Annotated in this window: 26 protein-coding genes; 18 read left to right on the top strand and 8 right to left on the bottom strand. The window is 68.9% G+C overall.

Annotated features, from left to right (window positions below; translation table 11 throughout):
- Positions 1 to 16 precede the first annotated feature (16 nt).
- A complete protein-coding gene (locus ACE2AC_RS06710) occupies positions 17 to 1,102 on the top strand; it encodes an ABC transporter ATP-binding protein (RefSeq protein ID WP_375691327.1) in 1,086 nt (361 codons plus the stop codon).
- Positions 1,103 to 1,106: 4 nt separating this feature from the next.
- Here the strand turns inward: ACE2AC_RS06710 and ACE2AC_RS06705 are convergent, their stop codons facing one another.
- The 5 genes from ACE2AC_RS06705 to ACE2AC_RS06685 all read right to left on the bottom strand — a co-directional run bounded on the left by ACE2AC_RS06705 (position 1,107) and on the right by ACE2AC_RS06685 (position 4,997).
- Positions 1,107 to 1,586 carry a PACE efflux transporter gene (locus tag ACE2AC_RS06705; protein ID WP_375691326.1) on the bottom strand — a complete coding sequence of 160 codons (480 nt, stop codon included), beginning with the start codon at positions 1,584 to 1,586 and terminating at the stop codon, positions 1,107 to 1,109.
- A 142-nt stretch (positions 1,587 to 1,728) separates the two neighbouring features.
- Positions 1,729 to 1,995 carry a hypothetical protein gene (locus ACE2AC_RS06700; protein WP_375691325.1) on the bottom strand — a complete coding sequence of 89 codons (267 nt, stop codon included), beginning with the start codon at positions 1,993 to 1,995 and terminating at the stop codon, positions 1,729 to 1,731.
- Between the two features lie 572 nt (positions 1,996 to 2,567).
- On the bottom strand, positions 2,568 to 3,395 hold the full coding sequence (locus ACE2AC_RS06695) for a VPLPA-CTERM sorting domain-containing protein (RefSeq protein ID WP_375691324.1): 828 nt from the start codon (positions 3,393 to 3,395) through the stop codon (positions 2,568 to 2,570).
- A gap of 513 nt (positions 3,396 to 3,908) precedes the next feature.
- A complete protein-coding gene (locus ACE2AC_RS06690) occupies positions 3,909 to 4,118 on the bottom strand; it encodes a hypothetical protein (RefSeq protein WP_375691323.1) in 210 nt (69 codons plus the stop codon).
- Between the two features lie 72 nt (positions 4,119 to 4,190).
- Positions 4,191 to 4,997 carry an oxaloacetate decarboxylase gene (locus ACE2AC_RS06685; RefSeq protein WP_375691322.1) on the bottom strand — a complete coding sequence of 269 codons (807 nt, stop codon included), beginning with the start codon at positions 4,995 to 4,997 and terminating at the stop codon, positions 4,191 to 4,193.
- 104 nt (positions 4,998 to 5,101) lie between these two features.
- On the opposite strand from ACE2AC_RS06685, the gene ACE2AC_RS06680 reads away from it, so the two are divergent.
- The 8 genes from ACE2AC_RS06680 (at position 5,102) to ACE2AC_RS06645 (ending at position 13,637) form a co-directional block, all read left to right on the top strand.
- Positions 5,102 to 5,863 (top strand): metallophosphoesterase family protein, encoded by a 762-nt coding sequence (locus tag ACE2AC_RS06680; RefSeq protein ID WP_375691321.1) that lies wholly within the window; start codon positions 5,102 to 5,104, stop codon positions 5,861 to 5,863.
- 120 nt (positions 5,864 to 5,983) lie between these two features.
- Positions 5,984 to 6,598 carry a glutathione S-transferase family protein gene (locus ACE2AC_RS06675; protein ID WP_375691320.1) on the top strand — a complete coding sequence of 205 codons (615 nt, stop codon included), beginning with the start codon at positions 5,984 to 5,986 and terminating at the stop codon, positions 6,596 to 6,598.
- A 10-nt stretch (positions 6,599 to 6,608) separates the two neighbouring features.
- Positions 6,609 to 8,270 carry a sulfatase-like hydrolase/transferase gene (locus ACE2AC_RS06670; protein WP_375691319.1) on the top strand — a complete coding sequence of 554 codons (1,662 nt, stop codon included), beginning with the start codon at positions 6,609 to 6,611 and terminating at the stop codon, positions 8,268 to 8,270.
- Between the two features lie 105 nt (positions 8,271 to 8,375).
- Complete coding sequence (locus tag ACE2AC_RS06665; protein WP_375691318.1) at positions 8,376 to 9,971, top strand: bifunctional 3-(3-hydroxy-phenyl)propionate/3-hydroxycinnamic acid hydroxylase; 1,596 nt, start codon at positions 8,376 to 8,378, stop codon at positions 9,969 to 9,971.
- Positions 9,972 to 10,019: 48 nt separating this feature from the next.
- A complete protein-coding gene (locus tag ACE2AC_RS06660) occupies positions 10,020 to 10,550 on the top strand; it encodes a TRAP transporter small permease (protein ID WP_375691317.1) in 531 nt (176 codons plus the stop codon).
- 28 nt (positions 10,551 to 10,578) lie between these two features.
- Entirely contained in the window at positions 10,579 to 11,880 is a 1,302-nt protein-coding gene (locus tag ACE2AC_RS06655; RefSeq protein ID WP_375691316.1) for a TRAP transporter large permease, read from the top strand.
- A gap of 97 nt (positions 11,881 to 11,977) precedes the next feature.
- The gene (locus ACE2AC_RS06650; protein ID WP_375691315.1) at positions 11,978 to 12,985 is read left to right on the top strand and encodes a TRAP transporter substrate-binding protein; all 1,008 of its coding nucleotides are present in this window, start codon (positions 11,978 to 11,980) and stop codon (positions 12,983 to 12,985) included.
- A gap of 55 nt (positions 12,986 to 13,040) precedes the next feature.
- Entirely contained in the window at positions 13,041 to 13,637 is a 597-nt protein-coding gene (locus ACE2AC_RS06645) for a nuclear transport factor 2 family protein (protein WP_375691314.1), read from the top strand.
- On the opposite strand, the gene ACE2AC_RS06640 is transcribed toward ACE2AC_RS06645, so the two are convergent.
- Complete coding sequence (locus tag ACE2AC_RS06640) at positions 13,634 to 14,368, bottom strand: helix-turn-helix domain-containing protein (RefSeq protein WP_375691313.1); 735 nt, start codon at positions 14,366 to 14,368, stop codon at positions 13,634 to 13,636. The genes ACE2AC_RS06645 and ACE2AC_RS06640 overlap by 4 nt on opposite strands.
- Before the next feature lie 235 nt (positions 14,369 to 14,603).
- Between ACE2AC_RS06640 and ACE2AC_RS06635 the strand changes: the two genes are divergently transcribed.
- The 4 genes from ACE2AC_RS06635 to ACE2AC_RS06620 all read left to right on the top strand — a co-directional run bounded on the left by ACE2AC_RS06635 (position 14,604) and on the right by ACE2AC_RS06620 (position 17,567).
- On the top strand, positions 14,604 to 15,584 hold the full coding sequence (locus ACE2AC_RS06635; protein ID WP_375691312.1) for a VOC family protein: 981 nt from the start codon (positions 14,604 to 14,606) through the stop codon (positions 15,582 to 15,584).
- Positions 15,585 to 15,617: 33 nt separating this feature from the next.
- Complete coding sequence (locus ACE2AC_RS06630; protein WP_375691311.1) at positions 15,618 to 16,322, top strand: alcohol dehydrogenase catalytic domain-containing protein; 705 nt, start codon at positions 15,618 to 15,620, stop codon at positions 16,320 to 16,322.
- Positions 16,283 to 16,618, top strand: coding sequence for a zinc-binding dehydrogenase (locus tag ACE2AC_RS06625; protein WP_375691310.1), 336 nt, complete (start codon positions 16,283 to 16,285; stop codon positions 16,616 to 16,618). The genes ACE2AC_RS06630 and ACE2AC_RS06625 overlap by 40 nt, the downstream gene beginning before the upstream one ends.
- 97 nt (positions 16,619 to 16,715) lie before the next feature.
- Entirely contained in the window at positions 16,716 to 17,567 is an 852-nt protein-coding gene (locus tag ACE2AC_RS06620; RefSeq protein ID WP_375691309.1) for a fumarylacetoacetate hydrolase family protein, read from the top strand.
- A gap of 4 nt (positions 17,568 to 17,571) precedes the next feature.
- Here ACE2AC_RS06620 and ACE2AC_RS06615 read toward each other — a convergent pair whose 3' ends face one another.
- Complete coding sequence (locus ACE2AC_RS06615; RefSeq protein ID WP_375691308.1) at positions 17,572 to 17,919, bottom strand: MmcQ/YjbR family DNA-binding protein; 348 nt, start codon at positions 17,917 to 17,919, stop codon at positions 17,572 to 17,574.
- Positions 17,920 to 18,118: 199 nt separating this feature from the next.
- Between ACE2AC_RS06615 and cysS the strand changes: the two genes are divergently transcribed.
- From cysS to ACE2AC_RS06600, 3 genes are all read left to right on the top strand, one after another.
- Positions 18,119 to 19,531, top strand: coding sequence for a cysteine--tRNA ligase (gene cysS / locus ACE2AC_RS06610; protein ID WP_375691307.1), 1,413 nt, complete (start codon positions 18,119 to 18,121; stop codon positions 19,529 to 19,531).
- The gene (gene cimA / locus ACE2AC_RS06605) at positions 19,528 to 21,156 is read left to right on the top strand and encodes a citramalate synthase (protein WP_375691306.1); all 1,629 of its coding nucleotides are present in this window, start codon (positions 19,528 to 19,530) and stop codon (positions 21,154 to 21,156) included. Before cysS ends, cimA begins: the two co-directional genes overlap by 4 nt.
- A 110-nt stretch (positions 21,157 to 21,266) precedes the next feature.
- Positions 21,267 to 21,581: a polyhydroxyalkanoic acid system family protein gene (locus ACE2AC_RS06600; RefSeq protein ID WP_375691305.1), complete on the top strand. Its 315-nt coding sequence runs from the start codon at positions 21,267 to 21,269 to the stop codon at positions 21,579 to 21,581.
- A gap of 115 nt (positions 21,582 to 21,696) precedes the next feature.
- On the opposite strand, the gene ald is transcribed toward ACE2AC_RS06600, so the two are convergent.
- Entirely contained in the window at positions 21,697 to 22,824 is a 1,128-nt protein-coding gene (gene ald / locus ACE2AC_RS06595) for an alanine dehydrogenase (protein WP_375691304.1), read from the bottom strand.
- A gap of 296 nt (positions 22,825 to 23,120) precedes the next feature.
- Here ald and ACE2AC_RS06590 point away from each other — a divergent pair, with 296 nt between their 5' ends.
- Together ACE2AC_RS06590 and ACE2AC_RS06585 are read left to right on the top strand one after the other, a co-directional pair.
- Positions 23,121 to 24,098, top strand: coding sequence for an alpha/beta hydrolase (locus tag ACE2AC_RS06590; RefSeq protein ID WP_375691303.1), 978 nt, complete (start codon positions 23,121 to 23,123; stop codon positions 24,096 to 24,098).
- Positions 24,085 to 24,867 (top strand): squalene/phytoene synthase family protein, encoded by a 783-nt coding sequence (locus ACE2AC_RS06585; RefSeq protein WP_375691302.1) that lies wholly within the window; start codon positions 24,085 to 24,087, stop codon positions 24,865 to 24,867. The genes ACE2AC_RS06590 and ACE2AC_RS06585 overlap by 14 nt, the downstream gene beginning before the upstream one ends.
- Positions 24,868 to 24,924 lie beyond the last annotated feature (57 nt).

Genomic DNA, 24,924 nt, shown 5'->3' with positions numbered 1-24,924 from the left:
TCAGGAAGGGACGCCCTTGACCGCGCCTGCGCCACGCCTCGAGATCCGCAACCTCACCCGTAGCTTCGGTGGGCGCCGGGTGGTGGACGACGTGTCGCTCGCCATCCTGCCGGGGCAGGTGACCTGCCTGCTGGGCCCCTCGGGCTGCGGCAAGTCGACGACGCTGAGGATGATCGCGGGGGTCGAACGGCAGGAGGCCGGCACGATCCTGGTCGACGGCGCGGTGATTTCCGACGCGACCCGCGACCTGCCGCCCGAGCGGCGCCAGATCGGGCTGATGTTCCAGGACTTCGCGCTCTTCCCGCACCTGAGCGTGGCCGAGAACGTCGGGTTCGGCCTGAAGGGCGCAAAGGCCGAGATCCGGGCGCGGGTCGAGCAGATGCTGGCCCGGGTGGACTTGGCCCGCTACATCGACGCCTGGCCGCACGAGCTGTCGGGGGGCGAGCAGCAACGCGTGGCGCTGGCCCGCGCGCTGGCGCCCGAGCCGCGGATCATGCTGATGGATGAGCCGTTTTCCGGCCTCGACGACCGGCTGCGCGACGGCATCCGGGACGAGACGCTGGACCTGCTGAAGGAGGCGGGGACCGCGGTGCTGCTGGTCACGCACGAGCCCGAGGAGGCGATGCGCATGGCCGACGAGATCGCGCTGATGCGGGACGGGCGGATCGTGCAGCAGGGGGCGCCCTACAACATCTACAACGCCCCGGTGGACCTGGCGGCGATGGCGTTCTTCAGCGACATCAACGTGATCCCCGGCCGGGTGCGCGGCGCGCTGACGCAGACCCCTTTCGGCGAATTCCTGGCCCCCGGCGTGCCGGATGGCGCCGAGGTCGACATCGTCATCCGGCCGCAGCACATCCGCATCGATTTCGACCGAAACGGGACCGGGCCGCTGCCGACGGCGCAGGACGGCACACCGGCGCGCGGCGTGGTGCAGCGGGCGCGGTTCATGGGGTCGGAGAGCCTCGTGGAGTTCCGGATGGATTACGACGGGTCCGTCCTGAAGGCGACGGTGCCGAACGTCTTCCTGCCGCGCCCGGGCAAGCCCCTTTGGCTGACCATCCGGCGCGACAGGTGTTTCGTCTTTCCGGCGGGGGCGTGACGCCTCAGGCGCGGGCCTCGGCCGACCATTCCGGCAGCGGGAACACGCGGTCGTAGGCCCAGTTGAAGACGAAGGCGTAGCCCATGTAGAACAGGGCAAAGGACAGGTCCATCACGAAGGCCTGCCAAATCGAGATGCCGAGGTACCAGGCGATGAACGGCATCAGCACGACCAGCAACCCGACCTCGAAGAGCACGGCATGCAGGATCCGGACGCGCCCCGACTTGAGGGTCGAGCCGGTCCGCCGCTGCAGGGCGTGGTCGAAGCCGAGGTTGTAGACAATGTTCCACAGTGTCGCGAGCGTGGCGCTGACGATGCCGACGACGCCGATGTCATGCACCGGCATGTGGAACGCGAGCGCGCCGAGGGGCACGACGATCGCGAGGGCGATGAGTTCGAAGCTGATGGCGTGGCGAAGACGGTCGAGGGGGAGCGCATGGCAACCTCTGTCCAGGTGCCGGGTCGTCCCGAAATAATTTCCCATGGTGGGGAGGTCGTCCTCTGCCGCCGATATGGCCCGTGCGGCGTGGCCGGGCAAGGGGCAGGAATGTTGCAGGCGGGATTGCACCGGGGTCGGGTGGCGCCTGCGGCGAAAGGGGCGGCCCTGCGGCAGCCCCCCGGAACCGTCAGGCGGCCTTTTCGGCGCGCTTTTTCTTCTTGGCCTCGGCCGCGTCGCGGGCCAGGCGCGCGGCCTTGAGCGCGGCGGTGCGTTCGGCCCGTTCCTGCGCCTCGGCATCGATGATCTCGCGCGCGGCGACGGTGGTCTTGTCCTGCGGCGAGGCGGCGGGTTTGCCGGTGCGGAAGGCGTGATCGGCCTCGAGCCGCAGTTCACCGCCGGCGGCGCCGGCGCTCGTCACCCATTCCCAGCGGGCGAGGTCCCGGGGGGCGTTCATGCCGGCACCCGGGTCTTGAGGGCTGTCGGAGCGTGTCTGAACATGGGTAGACATCCTTTCGGCTGGGAAGGGAACGAGGCGACCGGTCCCACGGCATCCGGGCAAGGCAAAGGGCAATGCCGACCCGCTGCCAAGGGCAGGGATCGTTCGGGTGCGAGTGGGAGCGATGGTGTGAAGAATTCGGGCCTCGGTGCCCGGGGCATCCGGGCTTTGGCAGTATAACACGCGAATCGCGCGGAAGTTCCTGTGGGGGAAGAAATATTTTAGAGGTGCCCGCATGCCGTGCAGGTCAATCATGTCCTGTGTGCCGGACCGTCTGGGCAAAGCGCGGCGAAGGTTGGCTATGAGCCCAATCGGGACATTGCCGTTACAGCGGCACGTCAATCCAGTCCCTTCTTGCCCCAGCCGATCAATCGGAACTCGCTCTGATTTGTGCGAAACTTCGGACGTCAGTGGACTCGCCGGGGCCAATCCGCGTGTCGCCCATCCCGATCTGACCCCAGCAGACCGGCCTGTAGAGACTTGCAGCGCTCCCGCGACAGCTATTCGAACACGTCGTTTGGATGAAGCGTTCAGGACGTTTGGCGCGTTTTGCGTCGCCATCGCAGCGCGGCCAGAGCACCAAGACCACTCAGCAAGGCTGGAACTGAGGCGGGCAACGGGACCGGATTGGGTTCGTCGCGAGTAACGAAGGCGCCCGACCCGACGATGTTGCGCCCGAAGCCACCCAAGGTATTGACGGAAAGCCTGTTGCTGTCGGCCAGCATGTCGGCGAGCGATCCGTAGGTGACGTAGTCGGCGCCGATGGAGCTTTCACCTTCGACATTGAAGAGGCTCCAGTAGGTCGAGCCGTCTGACCCCGACCCGACGATGTTGCGCCCGAAGCCACCCAAGGTATTGACGGAAAGCCTGTTGCTGTCGGCCAGCATGTCGGCGAGCGATCCGTAGGTGACGTAGTCGGCGCCGATGGAGCGTTCACCTTCGACATTGAAGAGGCTCCAGTAGGTCGAGCCGTCTGACCCCGACCCGACGATGTTGCGCCCGAAGCCACCCAAGGTATTGACGGAAAGCCTGTTGCTGTCGGCCAGCATGTCGGCGAGCGATCCGTAGGTGACGTAGTCGGCGCCGATGGAGCTTTCACCTTCGACATTGAAGAGGCTCCAGTAAGTCGAGCCGTCTGACCCCGACCCGACGATGTTGCGCCCGAAGCCACCCAAGGTATTGACGGAAAGCCTGTTGCTGTCGGCCAGCATGTCGGCGAGCGATCCGTAGGTGACGTAGTCGGCGCCGATGGAGCTTTCGCCTTCGACATTGAAGAGGCTCCAGTAGGTTGCCGCTGCTGCCGGAAAGACGCCAGCGAACTGAAACACCAAAGCGAAAATGACGGTTTTTCGAATCATTGTTTCCCCCGATATCTCCACAATACTAAAGGGTTTCTATTTTGATGATACGTGCGAGATGTTCAAGTTTGTTGAGGAGTTGCGAGCAATGTACCGAGTTTTGTGAACAACGCCACGAACGAAGGGCATCGCCGGACCGGGGGATGGCGATCCCCTTTAGATCGATGGCGCTTTTTGGCAGCCGACCACGTCGCACAGAACGTGCGGAGCGCCCAGCGTTGCCAGATCGCCTGCCCGTGGGGCCGGGCCAGCGATGCCCGGGGCCTTTTCACCGGGCGGTGGCGTCGTTGGCGACCGGCAGCTTCGTCCGCATAACCGACCGACACAGTATGCGGACACCCAGAATATTTTTGGGGGAGGGGTGAGCGCGTGTGCCATTGGCCGACGCTGACACCGGACACTGCATTCACCCGGTTCGGGGGACGAGGCTCTTGATGCGGCCGGGCCAATCCGATTGGCCGAAGGTCACTTGCAAGGCCGTTGGCCTGCAACTCAGGTGTCGCCGCGACGGTCTTAGGGTTGTTCGCCGGGGCGACCGAGAATGGTCTGCGCGGACAGAAAGACCTCTTCGAGTTCCGGGGTCATCCTTCCGCTTTTCCTGATGGCCTCCCGGTCGGCCAGGAGGCCTGCGGCGAGATCATCGGTCAGGCCCGGTGAAAGCGCCTCCAGCCGCGGCAGGAGCGCGGCCAGGACATAGCTTGCGGCTTGGGCGGATGCAGGCATGTTGGTTCCTCCTGGGTGCGATGGCGCGGGTCGGTGCGGCGTCCGACCTCGGGAAACGCCGGAACGTGCCCCCTACCGCAGCATCCCGTCCACCTTGGCCCCGCTGACCGAGTTCTTCAGCAGCGAGAAGCTGCCTTCCTCCAGCATCTCCTCGGCCGCGTCGATCAACGCGCGGTGCGTGACGCGGGCGAGCGAGCCGCCGAGCGACAGGCGGGCGACGCCGATGCGGGCGAAGTCGGCGCGGGTGTAGCTGGCGAAGGGGCCGGCGATCAGGGCGTTCACCGGGGCCGCGACCTCTGTGCAGATACGTTCGAGGTCGGCGAAGCTTTCGGGCATCGGGGCGTAGAGGCAGTCGGCGCCGGCGGCCTCGAAGGCCTTGAGGCGGCGGATCGCCTCGTCGATGCCGTAGCTGCCGCGCAGGATGCCGTCGGCGCGGGCCACCAGCACGAAGTCGCGCGGCAGCGCGCGGGCGGCGGCGACGGCGGCGCGGATGCGTTCGACGGCGAGGTCGAAGTCGTAGGCGCCGTCGCCGGGCAGGGCGGTGTCCTCGATCGAGAGGCCGGCAAGCCCGACCTCGGCGCCGAGGCGGATGGTTTCGGCCACGGTCTCGGGTGCCTCGCCGAAGCCGTTCTCGAAATCGCCCGAGACGGGGAGGGGCGTGGCCTTCACGATCTCTTCGGCATGGGCGAGGGCGTCGTCGCGGGTCAGGTCGCCGTCCGGCGCGCCGCGGGTGAAGGCATAGGCCGAGGAGGAGGTCGCCAGCGCCTGCGCACCGAGGGCGGCCAGCACCTTGGCCGAGCCGAGGTCCCAGGCGTTGCAGAGGATGAAGGGATCGCCCTTGCGGTGCAGCGCGCGGAACGCGGGGCCGGGATCGTGCATGGTTGCGCCTCCTGTAGCGGTCGGGCGCAGGGTGGGCGGGGCTTGGCCGCGGGGCAAGTGAAAAACGCGCTTGCGCGGGGGCGCGGCTGCCGTAGCGTCGGGGCATGAGCCATTCGCTGCCCGGCCGGATCGCGGTCATCGCCGACATTCACGGAAATTCCGACGCCCTGGCCGCGGTGCTGCGCGATGCCGAGCGGCAGGACGTGGGCGCGGTCATCAACCTGGGCGACCATTTCAGCGGGCCGCTGGACGCGGCCGGCACGGCGGCGATCCTGGCCCGGCAGGAGATGTTCGCGCTGCGCGGCAACCACGACCGCTACCTTGTCGAACAGGCGCCTGAGGAGATGGGGCCGTCCGACCGGGTGGCCCATGACGCGCTGGACCCGGCGACGCTGGGATGGCTGCGGGGCCTGCCGCCGGTGCTGGAGTTCGACGGGGTCTTTGCCTGCCACGCGATGCCGCGGCAGGACAACGCCTACTGGACGCACCGGGCGACGGCCGAGGGCGGCGTGACCCTGCGCCCGCGGGCCGAGATCGAGGCGGCGGCCGACGGGATCGACGCGGCGTTGATCCTCTGCGCGCACACCCACCTGCCGCTGACGATGCGGCTGCCCGGCGGGCGGCGGCTGGTCAATCCCGGCTCGGTCGGGTGCCCGGGCTATTCCGACGACCTGCCCGTGCCGCACGTGGTCGAGACCGGATCGCCCGACGCCTGCTACGCGATCTGCATCCGAGAGGGGGCGGGCTGGCGGGTGGACTTCCGGCACGTGGTCTATGACCCGACCCGGATGGCGACCCGGGCCCGCAAGCACGGGCGCGAGGGCTGGGCGCGGGCGGTCGAGACGGGGTGGTATTCAAAGGCGTGAGGCCCGGTGTCCGGCTGGCGGACAACGGGGGCGGCGCGCTTGTGGCGCGGGCGGCGGATTTCCAAGCTCCGGGCGCACGCAGGCCGGGCCGCCGGGCCCGCGCGGGAGGAGAGGCCAACCATGCTGACGTTCTTTCATTCGCCGGGCAGCTGCTCGAACGGGATCGCTCTCATGCTGCACGAGGTGGGGGCGGAGTTCGACTGCCACGTCGTGAACGTGCGCAAGGGCGACCAGAAGGCGCCGGAGTACCGGGCGCTTAACCCCAAGGGCAAGGTGCCGGCGATCCGGATGGCGGACGGCGGTGTGCTGACCGAGTTCCCGGCGATCGCCTGCTGGCTGGCCGAGACACATCCGGACGCGGGGCTCTGGCCCGGGGATGCGCTCGCGCGGGCGCGGATCTGCGAGGCGCTGGATTTCATGATCGGGTCGGTGCACATGCGGGCCTTCACCTTCGTCAAGATGCCGCAGAAGTTCATCGACACAGACGAGGGGCAGGCGGCGATCCGGGCGCACGGGCTGGCGGAGGTCGAGCGCGGGCTGGCGATCCTGTCGGACACGATGGGCGCGGACGACTACCTGCTGGGCGACTTCTCGGTCGCGGATGCGGCACTCTTCTTCCTGCTCTGCTGGGCCGAGGAAGAGGGGATCGCGATCCCCGACAATCTTGCCGCCTGCCTGGCGCGGATCAGGGCGCGGTCGGCCTGCGTGGCGGCCGCCCCGCTGCTGCGGCGCTGAGGGGCGGGCGATGGCGGCCAGGAACATCCTCTTCGTCATGTTCGACCAGCTTCGCTGGGATTACCTGAGCTGCTATGGCCACCCGCACCTCGAGACGCCAAACATCGACCGGCTGGCCGGGATGGGCGTGCGGTTCAGCCGGGCCTACGTGCAGGCGCCGCTCTGCGGGCCGTCGCGGATGTCGACCTACACCGGGCGCTACGTGCACAGCCACGGGGCCAGCTGGAACGCCACGCCGCTGAAGGTGGGCGAGGTGACGATGGGCGATCACCTGCGGCGGGCCGGGATGGAGTGCTGGCTGGTCGGCAAGACCCACATGGCGGCCGACGCCGAGGGCATGGCGCGGCTGGGGCTGGAACCCGACAGCATCATCGGCGCGCGGGTCGCAGAATGCGGCTTTGACGTGTTCGAGCGGGACGACGGGATGCGGGCCGCCGGGCCGGACGGGCCATTAAGGGAACCCGGCGGCCATGCCTATGACGATTACCTGAAATCAAAGGGATACGAGGGCGACAACCCTTGGCATGACCATGCCAACTCGGGCGTGGACGACGATGGCAACGTGCTGTCGGGCTGGTTCATGCGCCATGCCGGGCAGGCCGCGAACATCGAGGAGGCGGACAGCGAGACGCCCTACCTGACCCGCCGGGGCATGGAGTTCATCGAAAGCCGCGGGGCGGCGCCCTGGCTCTGTCACCTCAGCTATATCAAGCCGCATTGGCCCTACATCGTGCCCGCGCCCTACAACGACATGTACGGCCCCGGCGACCTGCTGGCCCCGAACCGCAGCGACGCGGAGTTCGAGACCGCCCACCCGGTGCTCAAGGCCTTCATGACCACGCCCGTGGGGCAGGCGTTTTCCCGCGACGAGGTGCGCGAGGCGGTGATCCCGGCCTACATGGGCCTCATCAAGCAGTGCGACGACCAGGTGGGGCTGCTGTTCGACTGGCTGGAAGAGACCGGGCGGATGCAGGACACGATGATCGTGCTGACCTCGGACCACGGGGATTTCCTGGGCGATCACTGGATGGGGGAAAAGACCTTTTTCCACGATGCCGCGATCAAGGTGCCGCTGATCATCTACGACCCCTCCGCGGCGGCGGATGCCACGCGGGGCACGGTCTGCGACGAACTGGTCGAGGCGATCGACCTTGCGCCGACCTTTGTCGAGGTGGCGGGCGGCACGGTGCCGGGCCACGTGCTGGAGGGGCGGTCACTGTTGCCGCTGCTGCACGGGCAGGGCGGCTGGGACCGCGACCGGGTGATCTGCGAATACGATTTCGCCGCCACGCCGCTGGCCGACCGGCTGGGGCTGTCGGTGCGCGAGGCGGTGATGTTCATGGTCGCGGACAAGCGGTGGAAGCTGATCCATTGCGAAGGGGGGTTCCGGCCGATCCTCTTCGACCTCGAAAACGACCCGGACGAGCTGACCGACCTCGGCGACGATCCCGCCCATGCCGAGGTGATCGCGGCGATGTACGACAAGCTCTTTGCCTGGACCCGGCGGGTGTCGCAGCGGACCACGCGGACCGAGGACCAGCTGGTCGAGCTGCGTAAGACGCTGCGGCGGCGGGGCGTGGTGCTGGGCGTCTACGACGAGAACGACGTGCCGCTCGACCTGACCGTGGCCTACCGGGGGCGGACGGCGCCGATCCGGCGGCCGCGGGACTGAGCGGGCGTCCACCCTGTGAACACCTGCGGGTCCGCGATCGATCCGCAGGCGCCCGCCGGGGGACAACCGACCCGTTCCCGAGACGATCCGAGAAGAGGTTAAGCGATGTCCCCATTCCCGACCGAGGTGCCGGTGGTGATCGTCGGCGCGGGCCCCTGCGGGTTGACCACGGCCAACCTTCTGGCGACCTACGGCGTCGATACCGTCCTGCTGGAGCGCGACGCCGGGCCGATGAACCTGCCGCGGGCCATCGTGATCGACGACGAGGGCGCGCGCACCCTGCAGGTGTTCGGGCTGGACCGGACCTACCTGAGCGAACCGATGGAGGGGAGCGGGTCGCGCTATTACGATGACGCGGGACAGTGTTTCGCCGAGACCGGGAAGGGGCCGCGCAACTTCGGCTTTGCCAAGCGTCAGTTCATCTTTCAGCCCGAGCTCGAGGCCGCGCTGCGGGACCGGCTGGAGGACCAGGCACCGGGCAGCCTGCGCTTCGGCGCCGAGGTGACGGCGGTGGAGCAGGGCGGCGATCACGCGGTGGTCGTGGTCACGACGCTGGACGGCGCGGAACACCGCATCCGCACGCAATGGGTGCTGGCCTGTGACGGCGGGCGCAGCCCGATCCGCGAACGGCTTGGCATCCCGATGTCGGGCAACACCTACGAGGAGGACTGGATCGTCGTCGACACGCTGAACGATCCGGACGACACGCTTTATTCGAAGTTCTTCTGCAGCGATGTCCGCCCCGCGGTCAGCGTGCCCGCGCCGAACGGCGGGCGGCGCTACGAGTTCATGCTGCTGCCGGGCGAGACGCGGGAAAAGGTGCTGGAGGACGGCTTCCTCGAAACCCTGATGGCGCCGCTGCGACCGTGGCGGCCGGGCGATATCCTGCGGCGCACGGTCTACACCTTCCACGCCCGGATGGCCGAGCGGTTCCGCGACGGGCGCATCCTGCTGATGGGGGACGCGGCGCACCTGACGCCGCCCTTCGCCGGGCAGGGCATGAACGCCGGCCTTCGCGACGCGCACAACGTGGCCTGGAAGGTCGCGGCGATGGTGCGGGGCGGGGCCGGCGACCTGATGGAGAGCTACGAGGCCGAGCGCCGCAAGCCCGCCTGGGACATGATCCAGCTGGCCGTCGCCATGGGCAGCATCGTGATGCCCGCGGGCCGCGACCAGATCATGTTCCGCGACCTGCTGCTGAAGGCGCTGGAGCCGTTTCCGAACGTGCGCGACTACCTGATCCACATGCGGTTCAAGCCGCGGCCGCGTTACGAGACCGGGCTGTTCCTGGGGCTGGAGGCACCGGAGTTCGACGCCACGCTGGTGGGAGAGATGATCCCGCAGCCGGTGCTGGCCGCGGGCGGGCGGCTGGACGACGTGCTTGGCCCGGGCTTTGCACTGATCGCGCAGGGCGCGGCGGGGGCAGAGGCGCTCGAGCGGGTTGCGCGCGACAGCTTCATGGGACTGCCGCTGGCGAAGGTGCGGATCGACACGATGGGCACGGGCCAGGGGCTGGTGCCTGCCGATCCGGGGATCGCCCGGCCGTTCCGCACCCATCGCGACCAGGTGCTGCTGGTCCGGCCCGACCGCTACTGCGCCGCCGCCGCCGCACCGGACGCGGTGGACGCGATGCTCGACACCTATGCCGCCCGGCTGACGGCGGGCGCGGGGACACGGCAGGCCGACCGCCTGCCGGCCTGAAGCGCGGCGGGGAGGCCGCGCAGGACAAGAAGAAGGGGAGGAGGACACATGCACATGATCTGGACACGGTCGCTCGCGCTGGCCCGCGGGCTTGCGCTGGTGGGGTTCACCGGGCTGCTGGTGCTGGCGCTGATGACGACGCTCGACGTGCTGCTGCGCTGGCTCTTCAAGGCGCCGATCCAGGGGGTGAACGACGTGAGTTCGGTGGTCATGGCGGTGGTCATCGCCGCCTGCATCCCCGCCAACCTCGCCATGAAGCAGAACATCCGGGTCGAGGTCTTTGGTGCCCTCGGCGGGCGGATGGCGCACAAGCTGCTCGAGGTGCTGTCGAGCACGCTGACGCTGGTCTTCATCGTGCTGATCGCCTGGGAGTTCGTGCCCTATGCCGCCTCGCTCAAGGCGGGCGGTGACCGGACCTGGGTTCTCGGCTGGCCGGTCTGGCCGTGGTGGAGCGTGGCGGCGGTGATGATGTGGCTGGCCGCCTTCGTGCAGGCGATGGTCCTCGCCATCGACGTGGCGGCGCTTTTCCACCGGGGCGACGAGCCCCTGCCGCACGACGACACCCCCTCGGCCCTCTGACGCGGCGACACGACCCAAGGATATAGACATGGATCCTCTCATCCTCGCCCTGCTGGGCTGCTGCGCCATGATGCTGCTGATCGTGCTGCACGTGCCGATCGGCATCTCGATGGCCCTCGTCGGCGTCACCGGTTTCGCCCAGGTGGTGGGCTGGGGTCCGGCGCTGTCGCTGATGGCGACGGAACCGGCCTCGGCGATGAGCTCTCTCGACCTTGCCGTCATCCCGCTCTTCATGCTGATGGGCAGCCTGGCGGCCGCCGGAGGGCTGGCGACGGATGTCTATGACATGGCCGGTGCGCTTTTCGGTCACCGGCGGGGCGGGCTGGCCACCACCACGGTCGTCGCCAGCGCGGGCTTCGGCGCGATCTGCGGGTCGGGCGTGGCCACGACCGCCACCTTCGGCCGGGTCGCGATGCCCGAGATGCTGGGCCGCGGCTATCATCCCGGCGTCGCCGCGGGTGCGATCGCGGCCGGCGGGACGCTGGGGATCATCGTGCCGCCCTCGGCGATGATGATCCTCTATGCCGTGCTGACCGAACAGTCGGTGCTGGAGCTTTTCAGCGCGGCGATCATCCCGGCGCTACTGGCGGTGACCTTCTACGCCGTCGCCGTGCAGGCGATGGTCTGGCGCAACCCGGACGCCGCGCCGCGGTCCGACAAGATGCCGATGCGCGACCGGCTGGCCGCCATCGGCCGGGCCTGGGGGGTAATCCTGCTGGCCGTGGTGGTGCTGGGCGGGATTTACTCAGGCATCTTCACGGTGAACGAGGCGGCGGCCATCGGCACCGTCATCGCGTTCTTCTTTGCCCTGTTGCGCCGCAAGCTCGACCGGGCGACGTTCCTCAAGGTGCTGGCCGAGGCGAGCGGATCGACCGCGATGATCTACCTGATGGTCTTTGGCGCAACGATCTTTTCCTACTTCATCTCGGTCACCGGGGGCGCGTCCTTCATCGTCGGGGCGATCTCGGACAGCGCGGTCCACCCGCTGGCGGTGATCTTCGGCATCCTGCTGCTCTACATCTTCCTCGGCGCCTTTTTCGACGAGGTGGCGGCAATGGTCATCACGCTGCCCTTCGTGATCCCGGTGATCCAGGGCTTCGGCTACGACCTCGTCTGGTGGGGGATCATCAACGTGGTCGTCATCGGGATCGGCATGATCACGCCCCCGATCGGGATCAACGTGATGCTGCTGAACTCGATGTACCGCGACATCCGCATCACCACGATCTACCGCGGCATCGTGCCCTTCCTGGTGGCCGACCTGGTGCGGCTTGCGGTGCTGGTGATCTTTCCGCCGCTGACGCTCTGGCTGCCCAGCATCATCGGCTGAGGGCTGTTCGGCAGGTGGACACAATGGGCTGGACCGTCGAGCGGACGCCGCGTCAGGGCCAAGCTGTGGCCAATAAGGACGCGAATGGGAGGAAACCATGAAACTCGTCAACATCGCCCTGGCCGCCGCGCTGGCCAGCGGACTTGCCACCACCGTCAGTGCCGAAGTGCTCCGGTTCTCGAGCTTCGAGCCGCCGGTGGCGCATGTGACCAAGAACATCCTGACCCCCTGGGCGGCCGAGGTGAACGCGGCCTCGGGCGGAGAGCTGGACATCCAGATCTTTCCGGGCGGCACGCTTGGGCGGAACCCGGCGCAGCAGCTGAAGCTGGTCGAGGACGGCGTGGCCGACATTGCCTGGGTGATCCCCGGCTACACCCCCGGCCGCTTCGACGAGGGCACGGTGGCCGAGCTGCCGTTCCTGGTGCCGAATTCGACCGTCGGGTCCGAGGCGATGTGGAAGCTGTCACAATCCGGCCTGCTGGAAGGTGACTACGCGAACTTCAAGCTGATCGGCGTCATGGCGTCCTACCCGAACGGGCTGGCCAGCACGGTCGAGATCACCGAGCCGGGCGCGCTCAAGGGCCAGAACATCCGCGCGCCGGGGCCGGTCATGCTGTCGGCGATCCAGTCCCTCGAGGCGGTGCCCGTGGGCGGGATCACCGGGCCGACGTTGGCCGAGAGCATCAGCCGCGGTCTGATCGCGGGGACCTTCACCCAGTTCGGCGCGATCGAGACCTTCCGCGTGGGCGACGTGATCAGCCACTACGTCGATCTGCCGCTCGGCGCGACGCCGATGCTGATCGTGATGAACAAGGCCAAGTACGACGGGCTGTCGGAGCAGGCCAAGGCCGCCATCGACCAGTATTCCGGCGCGGCGTTCTCGGAGCGGTTCGGCAAGTCCTTCGACCAGAACGTGGCCGAGGCGCGCGAGCGCATCCTGGGCGAGAACGAGATCACCCTGCTGGAGCCCGACGCGGCGCTGACCGCGAAATGGCAAGAGGCGATGTCCGTCGCGACCGAGGACTGGATCGCGCAGACCGAGAACGGGCAGGCGATCTACGACGCCTTCAAGGCTGCCATCGACGAGGCCGCGGCGGCGAACTGAGCAGCGGCGCGGCGCGGGACAGCCCCCGCGCCGCGGTCGTGACGGGGAGGGGACGATGGCGGATCGAACGGCGGACGTGACCGCCATCGCGCAGCTGATCCAGCGGTGGGGCCTGGCCCGCGACCAGGGCCGGTGGGACGAACTGGCGGATTGCTTCACCGCCGACGGCACGATCAGCGTCACGTGGTTCACGGGCGCGTTTTCCGATTTCATCGCGGCCTCGCGGCGGACCTACCAGCCCGCGTCGCCGCGGGTGAAGCACCTGGTCGGGGTGCCGGTGGTCGACGTCATGGGTGACCGGGCGCTGGCCGAGACAAATATCCAGATCCTCGGGCGGTTCGCCATCGAGGGGGTGGCGGTGGACAACACCAGCTTTGCGCGGTTCCTCGACCGGATTGTCAGGACGCCGGGCGGATGGCGCATCCAGAGCCGTGTCGCGATCTACGAGAAGGATCGCCTTGACCCGGTGGTGCCCGGCCCGGCCTTTGATGCCGTCATGGCAGAGACGGATTTCTCGACGGTGCCGGAGCCCTATCGCTTTCTCGGCTACCGCCTGCTCACCTCGGGCCGCAGCCTGCATCCGGGCATCGTCTGCGACGGGCCCGGGTCCGAGCGGCTGCTGGCCGCGGCGCGGGACTGGCTGGCGGGTTAGCCGGGCGGCGCGGTGCGTTCCAGCGCGGCCGAGATCCGGCCGGTCGTCGCACGCAGCTTGTCGCGGTACATCTCGAGCGCCTTGTCGAAGGACAGCGCGCTGCCGGTCCAGATGATCGTCAGGCAGGCGACCACCCGCGGGCCGCGAAAGATCGGGGCCGAGATGCTCTGCGTGGCCAGCCGGAAGCCTTCCTTGCGGTAGCCCACCCCCAGTTCGCGCGACTGGTCGAGGATGTGGTCGAGCGGTCCGTCCTTGAGGATGATCGGCCCGTCGAGGCCCATCCGCGCCCGCAGCCCGGCGAGGGTCTGCTGCCGCTCCTCATCGGGCGAAAAGGCGAGGTAGGCGCGCCCGCCCGAGGTGTCGAGGACCGGCAGCTTCAGCCCGACCATGCCGTGGTCGATGGAGTAGGGGCTGATGTTGTGGGTGGATTCGCGGATCTCCATCCGGTGGTCGTTGAACGTCACCAGGTCGAGCGGCCAGAGGATGTCGCGGCCGAGGCGCACCATCTCGGGCACGGCGCTCTGGGTCACCCAGTCCTCGTCGCGGAAGCCCGAGCTGAGCGACTTGGCCTGCAGGGTCGGCCGCCACTTGTCCGAGGAATGATCGCGGTGGACGAAGCCCAGCCCCTCGAGCGTTTCGAGCAGGCGATAGACGGTGGGGCGGGGGATGCCGGTGTCGGCGGCAATCTCGGCCGCCTTCAACCCGTTGCGCTGGTTCACGACCTGCAGCACCTGCAGCCCGCGCTCCAGCGACCTGACTGATCCGAACCCCGAAATCGCAGCCCCTCCCGTCCTGCGTGGTCCGGATGTGGTAGCCTTGCCGCGGGCATCGGGCAAGGCGGATGGCCCGGATCTGTCCATTCCCCGGACAGCGGGCACGCGGGCCGCGCGGCGCGGGGCCGGGCGGCTTAGCCTGCTGGCAAAGCCCGGCGGCCGTCTGTCCGCCGGCCAGGAAGGAGACCCCCAGATGGCACTCTCATCGCTCGGCTACATCGGCATCCGGTCCGCGCGGACCGAGGACTGGAGCGGCTTCGCGACCGGGCTTCTCGGGATGCAGGAAGTCGATCGCGGCGGCAGCTCGCGTGCCTTCCGGATGGACGACCGCAAGCAGCGGCTGCTGGTGACCGGCGACGGCGACGAGGGGCTCGATTTCCTCGGGTGGGAGGTCGACAGCCCCGAGGAGCTCGACCGCCTGGCCGGACGGCTGGAGGACGCCGGTGTGAAGGTGAAGCTGGAGGCGGCGGCGCTGGCGGACCAGCGGCTGGTCAGCCAGCTTATCTCGTTCAAGGACCCGGACGGCAACCATATCGAGGTGTTCTGCAAGCCGCAGATCGCCAGCGATCCTTTCCAGCCGGGGCGCCCGATCTCGGGGTTCAAGACCGGCACGCTGGGGATGGGGCACGCGGTGCTGCATGTCGAGGACGCGCAGGCGCTGCTGCCGTTCTACCGCGACCTGCTGGGGTTCAACGTGACCGACTACGGGCTGACACCCTACCAGCTTTACTTCTTCCACCTGAACGGGCGGCACCACAGCTTTGCCATGGTCGGTTCGGGCCGGAAGGGGCTGCATCATTTCATGGTCGAGCTGCAGTCGCTCGACGACGTGGGCCAGGGCTATGACATCGCCCAGTCCGAGGAGGGCCGGCTGGCCTTCACGCTGGGACGGCATTCCAACGACCACATGACCAGCTTCTACGCCACCAGCCCCTCGGGCTTCTTCGTCGAATACGGCTGGGGCGCGCGGGTGATCGACCCCGAGACCTGGGAGCCGCACGAGACAACCGACGGGCCGAGCTACTGGGGCCACGAACGCGTCCACCTGCCCGAGGGCGACCCGGGCCGCGAACGGATGCGCGAGATGCGGATGGACGCGGCGCGGCGCGGGGTGCGGGCGGCCGACCCGGTGCCGAACTGCGCCTGGCTCGACAGCGTCGTGCACCAGGAATAACCGCCCGATCCGAGACACGAGACGGAGGCGCGCATGGCCGACGCCGCAACCCCGCCGCATGACATGACGGCCATCGTCATCTCGGGCCCCGGCGGGCCCGAGGTGCTGCAACCCACCCGGATGATCGTGCCGAGGCCCGGTCCCGGGCAGGTGCTGATCCGCGTGGCGGCGGCCGGGATCAACCGGCACGACTGCCTGCAGCGGGCGGCGGGCGTGCACCATGACGGCAACCCGGTGCCGGGGCTGGAGGCGGCGGGCGAGGTGGTGGCCTGCGGGCCGGGCGTGACCGGGATCGCGCCGGGCGACCGGGTGATGGCGCTGCTGCAGGGCGGCGGCTATGCCGGTTTCGCGGTGGCGGATGCGGCGGTCACCCTGCCGGTGCCCGAGGGGCTGAGCCTGCGCGAGGCGGCGGCGCTGCCCGAGGCGCTGTTCACCGCCTGGTGGAACTTCTTCGGCCTGATGGAACTGCGCCCGGACGAGTTTGCCCTGATCCATGGCGGCACCAGCGGCGTCGGGCACATCGCGCTGCAGGCCCTGTCGGCGCTTGGCTACCGCGTGGTCGCGACCGCCGGGTCGCCCCAGAAGATCGAGGCGGCGCGCGGCTTCGGCGCCCGCGCGGCGGTCGGCTATGGCGACCCGGAGCTTGCCTCCAAGGTGCTGGCGGCGACCGGGGGCAGGGGGTCGGTGCCCTTCTCGACGTGTCGGCGGGCGCGCACCTGGCCGCCGATCTCGAGGTGATGGCGCCGGACGGGCGGATCGCGCACCTGTCGGCCGGGGGCGGTGCGGCGCTGTCGGTGCCGCTGCGCCCGCTGATGGCAAAGCGCATCCGGATCACCGGGTCGCTGCTGCGCCCGCTCGACCCCGCGCGCAAGGCCGCGGTGGCCGACAGGCTGCGGCGGGAGGTCTGGCCGCTTCTGGGCCGCGAGGTCCGCCCGACCGTCGCGGCAGTCTTTCCGCTGGACCGCGCCGCGGCGGCGCACCGCGAGATGGAGAAGGGCGCCCATATCGGCAAGATCATCCTCGACCTCGGCTGAGCCCGTGTCCGCAGCGTGGACACGGACCGCGCGGCGACAGCCAGCGGGGCGGCCCCGCGATAGGACGTGAACGACACATCCAGACGGGAGCCCGGACATGCGCATCGCTTCTTACATCACTTCGGACGGCACGGCCTCTTACGGCGTGGCCCGGGACGGACGGCTGCACGATGTCGGCGCCGATTTCCGCGCCCGCCATGCCGACCTGCGCGCGGTGCTGGCCGCCGGGGCGCTGGACGAGCTGGCCGCCGCCGCGGGGCAGGGCGGAGAGTTGGCGCAGGAGGAGGTGACCCTCGTCTCGCCGATCCCGAGCCCGGACAAGATCATCTGCATCGGCCTGAACTACATGACCCACATCCGCGAGACCGGCCGCGACAAGCCCGAGAAGCCGTCGATCTTCACGCGCTACCCCTCGTCTGTTGTGGGGCACGCGCAGCCGATGATCCGGCCCAAGGCGTCGGATTGGTTCGACTACGAGGGCGAGCTGGCGGTCATCATCGGCACGCCGGGGCGCGACATCGCCGAGGCGGACGCGCTGGCCCACGTCGCGGGCTATGCCTGTTTCAACGACGGCTCGATCCGCGACTACCAGCGCCACACCAGCCAGTTCTGGGCCGGCAAGAACTTTGTCGACAGCGGTGCCATGGGGCCGTGGCTGGTGACGGCGGACGAGCTGACCGACCCGGCCGCCCAGACGATGGAGACGCGGCTGAACGGCGAGGTGGTGCAATCGACCCCGATCGCGGACCTTGCCTTCGGCATCCCCGAGCTGATCGCCTATCTCTCGATCGTGACCGAGCTGCTGCCGGGCGACGTGATCGCGACCGGCACGCCGAGCGGCGTGGGCCTCTTCCGCGAGCCGAAGCTGTTCATGAAGGATGGCGACCACGTCGAGGTCGAGATCTCGGGCATCGGCACGCTGGCAAACCCGATCCGCGACCAGGCCTGAGCGGTCAGTCGGGGCGTGCGACGAGGGTGTCGCGCAGCTTTTTCGGCAGCTTGGCGCGGATCAGGTCGTACGAGATCACGATCCGGTCGCGCATGAAGCCCTCGTCCGCGCCCCATTCGACCAGCACCCAGGACTTGTGGAAATAGGGCGCGCGGGCGGCATCGCCTGCCTCGATCAGCATGGCGGCAAAGTCGGGATCGGCGGTCTTGACGGCCACGCCCTGGTCCATGGCCCCGATGCAGGCGAACATCTTGTCGCCGACCTTCCACGCGTCATGCCCGCCGCCCCAGGGGTCCGAGACCTCGGCCCCGGGCAGGGTTTCGCAGACGGATCGGACGAAGGCGCGGCTCATGGTGCGAGGGTGCCCTTGCCGGGCGGTCAAATCAAGGCTTGGCAGACCTGCGCTTTCGGTCTATGCCTCGCGGCATGAACCGGACGTGCATCATCATCTGCTGCATTATTACCTGCTGACATCGTCACGCGGGCCGTTCACTTCGTTCTCCCTCCAGATGAAATGACAGGCCCGCGGCCAAGCCGCGCGAGGACCCGTTATGGTCGAGATCAAGCTGACCAACTCCATGACCCGGACAAAGGAGACCTTTGTCCCGATCGATCCGGACAACGTGCGCATGTATGTCTGCGGGCCGACGGTCTATGACCGCGCGCATCTGGGCAACGCGCGGCCGGTGGTGGTCTTCGACGTGCTGAACCGCCTGTTGCGCGAGGTCTACGGCGACGGTCACGTGACCTACGTGCGGAACTTCACCGACGTGGACGACAAGATCAACGCGCGGGCGCAGCGGGACGGGCGCGACATCCGCGCGATCACCGACGAGACGATCGAATGGTACCACGTGGACATGGAGGCGCTCGGCACGATGCGCCCCGACCGCGAACCGCGGGCGACTGAGCATATCGGCCCGATGATCGCGATGATCGAGCGGCTGATCGAGAGCGGCCATGCCTATGCGGCCGAGGGGCACGTGCTCTTCTCGGTCAGCAGCTACGATGCCTACGGCAAGCTCTCGGGGCGGTCCGTCGAGGACATGATCGCCGGCGCCCGGGTTGAGGTCGCGCCCTACAAGCGCGACCCGATGGATTTCGTGCTGTGGAAACCGTCGAGCGACGACCTTCCGGGCTGGGACAGCCCCTGGGGACGCGGGCGGCCGGGCTGGCACATCGAATGCTCGGCCATGTCCTACGAGATCCTCGGGCCGACCTTCGACATCCACGGCGGCGGCAACGACCTGATGTTCCCGCACCACGAGAACGAGATCGCGCAGAGCTGCTGCGCCCATCCCGAGGGCGGATTTGCCAAGGTCTGGCTGCACAACGAGATGCTCCAGGTCGAGGGCAAGAAGATGTCGAAATCGCTCGGCAACTTCTTCACCGTGCGGGATTTGCTGGACAAGGGCGTGCCGGGCGAGGTGATCCGCTTCGTGTTCCTTGGCACGCATTACCGCAAGCCGATGGACTGGACCGAGAAGAAGGCGGGCGAGGCGGAGGCTGTGCTGCGGAAGTGGCGTGAGGCGACTGTGGGCTGCATGCCGGAAATACCGATTGATCTGGTTGTAAACTCAGTTGCTGACGATCTGAACACGGCCGGCGCAATTGCTTGGCTCCACCAGATTTTCTCGGTTGCGACAGGGAAGCTGAAGCCTGAGTTTGCCGATCTGCCACGAAGCTATTCCCTTGGTGAGTTCCTTGCGTCTGCGCAATTTCTCGGGCTGTTGACGGCCGATCTGGGGAACTGGGCGGCTGCGGCGGAGGTCGACCTCTCGGCGCTGGAAACCGCGCTTGCCGCGGCGCGGGAGGCGGCGATGGCGTCCAAGGACTTCTCGCGCGTGGACGAGATGAAGGCGGCGCTCGTCGCGGCCGGGGTCGAGGTGCGGATGAGAAAGTCGGGGGTCGAACTGATCGCCGGGCCGGGGTTCGATGCCGCGAAGCTGGAGGGGCTGGCATGACCGACCGCCTCTACCTCTACGACACCACGCTGCGCGACGGGCAGCAGACGCAGGGCGTCCAGTTCTCGACCCCCGAGAAGATGCGGATCGCGGCGGCGCTGGACCGGCTGGGCGTCGATTACATCGAGGGCGGCTGGCCGGGCGCGAACCCGACCGACAGCGCGTTCTTCGACGCGGCGCCGCGGGTGAACGCGACGCTGACCGCCTTTGGCATGACCAAGCGGGCGGGACGGTCGGCGGCGAACGACGACGTGCTGGCGGCGGTGCTGAACGCGGGCACGCCGGCCGTCTGCATCGTCGGCAAAACGCACGATTTCCACGTCGAGACGGCGCTGGAGATCACGCTGGACGAGAACCTCGCCAACATCCGCGAGAGCGTCGCGCACCTGGTGGCCGACGGCCGCGAGGCGCTGTTCGATGCCGAGCATTTCTTTGACGGCTGGAAGGCGAACCGCGCCTATGCGCTGGAGTGCATCCGGGCCGCCCACGACGCCGGGGCCCGCTGGGTCGTGCTCTGCGACACCAACGGCGGCACGCTGCCGGTCGAGATCGGGCGCATCGTGGCCGAAGTCATCGCCGAGGGGATCCCGGGCGACCGCCTTGGCATCCACACCCACAACGACACCGCAAACGCGGTCGCCGGGTCGCTGGCCGCCGTCGATGCGGGCGCACGGCAGATCCAGGGCACGCTGAACGGGCTGGGCGAGCGCTGCGGCAACGCGAACCTCGTCACGCTGATCCCGACGCTGCTGCTGAAGGAGCCCTATGCCAGCCTCTACGAGACCGGCGTCAGCCGCGAGGCGCTGCGGGAGCTGACGACGATCTCGCGCCAGCTCGACGATATCCTGAACCGGGTGCCGACCAAGCAGGCGCCCTATGTCGGGGCCTCGGCCTTTGCCCACAAGGCGGGGCTGCACGCGAGCGCGATCCTCAAGAACCCCTCGACCTACGAACACGTCGAGCCGGGGCTGGTCGGGAATGAACGGGTGATCCCGATGTCGAACCAGGCCGGGCAGTCGAACCTGCGGCGGCGGCTGGCGGAGGCGGGGATCGACGTGGCCAAGGGCGATCCGGCGCTGGCCCGGATGCTGGACGAGGTGAAGGCGCGCGAGGATCGCGGCTATACTTACGACAGCGCGCAGGCTTCGTTCGAGCTGCTGGCGCGGGAGGAGCTTGGGACCATGCCGCGTTTCTTCGAGGTCGAACGTTACCGCGTTACCGTCGAACGGCGCCGTAATGCCGCCGGCAGGCGGGTCAGCCTGTCGGAAGCGGTGGTGGTGATCGAGGTCGACGGCGAGCGGCGCATGTCGGTGTCGGAAAGCGTGGACGAGGACGGCGGCGACCGGGGGCCGGTCAACGCGCTGTCAAAGGCGCTGGCCAAGGATCTCGGGTCTCTGCAGGAGATGGTCGAGGACATGAAGCTCGTCGACTTCAAGGTGCGGATCACCCAGGGCGGGACCGAGGCGGTCACCCGCGTCATCATCGACAGCGAGGACAGCGCCGGGCGGCGGTGGTCCACGGTGGGCGTGTCGCCCAACATTGTCGACGCAAGCTTCGAGGCGCTGACCGACGCGATCCGCTGGAAGCTCCTGCGCGAAACCTCGGCTGCGGCGCTGGCCGGGTAGGCAGCGCGCGCCCGCGCCGCAGCGTCACGGGGGCGGTTCGGCGGAAGGCTCTGGCGCGGGAGACTGCGCCGGGGCAAGGCTGCGACGAGCCTGAACGGGGGAGCAATACCATGGCCAAGATCGATTTCACCGTGCCGCATGCGCTGGCGCTGGACGAGGTGCGCGCGCGGATCGCGGCGGGCATTCCGAAACTGCGCGAGAAGATTCCCGGCGGGGCCGAGGTGGAGGCCGACTGGCAGCCCGAGAACCGGCTGGTGCTGAGCATCAAGGCGATGGGGCAGACGATCACCGTGGACGGTGAACTGGCCGAGACCGAGGTGCGCGGCGTGACCTCGGTCCCGATGATGCTGTCGATGATGGCGGGCCAGATCGGCGAGATGGTGCAGGACAGCATCGCGCGGATGCTGGCGAAGCCGGTCGCCTGAGGGGCGCCGGGGTGGGGAGCAACCCCACCCTACGCTTGGATAGGCCACGGCGCCGGGTGCCTTGCGGGCAAGGTGGGGGTCCACCCCGCCTTCCGACCCATCCGGAACCGACCGCTTACGCGCCGTTCACCTTCAACGCCTCTTCCGGCGGCAGGTAGGCATAGCCCAGGTCCTCGGCCACGGCGCGGTAGGTCACCTGGCCCGCATGCACGTTGAGCCCGGCGCGCAGGTGCGCGTCTCGGGTCAGCGCGACGGACAGCCCGTGGTTCGCCAGCGCCAGGGCATGCGGCAGGGTGGCGTTGTTCAGCGCGTAGGTCGAGGTGCGGGCGACGCCGCCGGGCATGTTGGCGACGCAGTAGTGCACCACGCCCTCCTCGACGAAGGTGGGCTTGTCGTGGGTCGTCGGGCGCGAGGTCTCGAAGCAGCCGCCCTGGTCGATCGCGACATCGACCACCACCGATCCGGGGGCCATGGTGCGCAGCATCTCGCGCGTAACCAGTTTGGGCGCGGCGGCGCCCGGGATGAGGACGGCGCCGATGATCAGGTCGGCGTCGGCCACCGCCTCGGCCAGCACGGTGCCGGTGGAATAGAGCGTGCGGATGCGGCCGTTGTAGTGGTGGTCGATGCGCTCCAGCACCTCGGCCGAGCGGTCGAGGACCGTCACCTCGGCCCCGAGGCCCACGGCCATCTGCGCCGCGTTGAAACCGACGACGCCGCCGCCGATCACCACCACCCGGCCCGGTGCCACGCCCGGCACGCCGCCGAGCAGCACGCCGCGTCCGCCGTGCACCTTTTCCAGCGCGGTGGCGCCCGCCTGCACCGACATGCGGCCGGCGACCTGGCTCATCGGTTTCAGCAGCGGCAGCCCGCCGCCGGGGCCGGTCACGGTTTCATAGGCCACGCAGCTGGCGCCGCTGGCGACCAGCTCGCGCGTCTGGTCCGGGTCGGCGGCGAGGTGCAGGTAGGTGTAGAGGATCTGGCCCGGTCGCAGCATCGCGCGTTCGGCGGCCTGCGGTTCCTTGACCTTCACGACCATGTCGGCCTCGGCAAAGATGGTGGCCGCGTCCGGGGCGATGGTGGCGCCCGCGGCGCGGTAGGCGTCATCGGTGGCGCCGATGCCGCCGCCTGCGCCGGTCTCGACGCTGACGGTGTGACCGTGGCGGACCAGTTCGGCCACGCTCTCGGGTGTCAGGCCGACACGGTATTCGTGGGTCTTGATTTCCTTGGGGCACCCGATGCGCATTTCCGTCTCCCTGGGTTCGTGATTTGGGCAGATCATCGCATCCGGGGCGGGAAAAATCCGTGCAAACTGCGGCGCCCGCGAGGAGAATCGGGGGAGGAATTGCGCGTCATTTTCCAGAAATGTGAAAGATCCTTGCGTCATTCTGCGGTGCAGCGGGATTTTATCCTGCACGCCGTCCGGCGCGAAGGGCCCCCCGCGCTTGCGGAATCGGACGAAAGAGGCGAGGGCTGTTGGACCATTGATTTTCACGGGGGATTTGTCGATGACCGCTGCAGTGCAAGGGGATGGCACGCGCCATGGGTAAGGTCATCGTCATCGTCGGCATCATCGCGTTGGTGCTCGCCCCGCTGCCCTACTTCATGATCTGGTCGCAGTCGCCGGGCGGCGCGGCCGAGGCTGCAAGCCGGCTGGACTTCGACAGCATCCTCGGCGCCGCCCCTGCCGAGCCGCTGCCGATCGAAGAGGTCGCGATGCGCGACGGCAGCACGCTGCATGTCCGTCACCTCGACGTGGAGGATGGCCCGCTTCTCATCCTGCTGCACGGGTCGGCCTGGCATGGCGGAGAGTTCGACACCCTGGCCCGCGCCCTTGAGGGCCAGGCCGAGATCGTGGTGCCGGACCTGCGCGGTCACGGGCTGAACGACGGCCCGCGCGGCGACGTGGCCCATATCGGCCAGCTCGAAGAGGATATCGCAGACCTGATCGACCACTATGCCGAGGACGGGCAGGAGGTGATCCTGGCCGGCCATTCGTCGGGCGGGGGGCTGGCGGTGCGCTTTGCCGGGGGCGAGTACGGCGGGATGATCGATTCCGCCATCCTGATCGCGCCTTACCTCGGCTACGACGCGCCGACGACGCGCCCGAACTCGGGCGGGTGGGCGAATCCGCTGGTGCGCCGGATCATCGGCATCTCGATGCTGAACACGGTCGGGATCACCTCGGAGAACGACGAGGTCGTGCTGGAATTCGCCATGCCGCAAGAGGTGCTGAACGGACCGCAGGGCGACCTTGCGACCACCGCCTACACCTACCGGATGATGACCTCGTTCGCGCCGCGCGGCGACGCGACCCGCGATATCGAGGCGCTGCCGCCCTTTGTCCTGATCGCGGGCGCCGAGGACCAGGCCTTCCTGTCCGACGCGTTCAAGCCGTTCATGTCCGAGTTCACTGCCAACGGGATCTACGAGGTGGTGCCGGGGGCCGGGCACCTCGACATCGTCAACCGCCCCGAAACGGCCGAAAGGATCAGCTGGTTCCTCGATGGCTACAAGTGACTTCGGGCCCGACCTGACCGCCAGCGCCGCGCTGGTGGAAAAGGCCGACCCGCCCCGGTTCCGCGCGGCGATGGCCGCGCCCGTCGCTGCCCGGCGGCTGCTGTTCCCGCTCTACGCCTTCAACGTCGAGGTGTCGCGCGCCCCTTGGGTGACCGGGGAGGCGATGATCGCCGAGATGCGCCTGCAGTGGTGGCGCGACGCGCTTGAGGAGATCGCGGCAGGCGGCAAGGTGCGGCGGCACGAGGTGGTGACGCCGCTGGCCGAGGTGCTGGATGCCGAAGGGGCGCGCGTGCTCGACGCGCTGGTCGAGGCGCGGCGTTCGGATATCGAGGCGCTGCCGTTCGATGACGAGGCGGCGCTGGCGCGGTACCTCGATCTGACCTCGGGCGGGCTGGTCTGGACGGCGGCGCGGCTGCTCGGGGCCGGTCCGGACGACGAGGCGGCGGCGCGGGACGCGGGCCATGCCCTGGGGCTGGCGAACTGGCTGCGGGCGATCCCGGCGCTCGAGGCGGTCAGCAAGCGGCCGCTGCCTGACGGGCGACCCGAGGCCGTGGCGGCGCTGGCCCGCGGCGGGCTGGAGCGGCTGGCGCGGGCGCGCAAGGCGCGGGGCGGTGTGCCCGCGGCGGCGATGCTGCCGCTGGCCGGAACCGGCCACGTGCTGTCGGTGGCGGCCAGGACCCCCGGCGCGGTGGCCGACGGCGCGCTGGAGCCAAGCCCATTTGCCCTGCGGGCCGAGATGGCGTGGCGGGCGATGACCGGGAAGTGGTAGGCTAGGGCAGCGGGCTCAAGGCCACGTCCAATCCACGACGCGCAGGGTAGGCGCCGC

This window comes from Pseudooceanicola sp. LIPI14-2-Ac024 (assembly GCF_042188925.1).
Lineage (GTDB): Bacteria > Pseudomonadota > Alphaproteobacteria > Rhodobacterales > Rhodobacteraceae > Pseudooceanicola.
The sequence above is the reverse complement of the archived record's forward strand: the minus strand, read 5'-3'. Positions and strand labels throughout refer to the sequence as shown.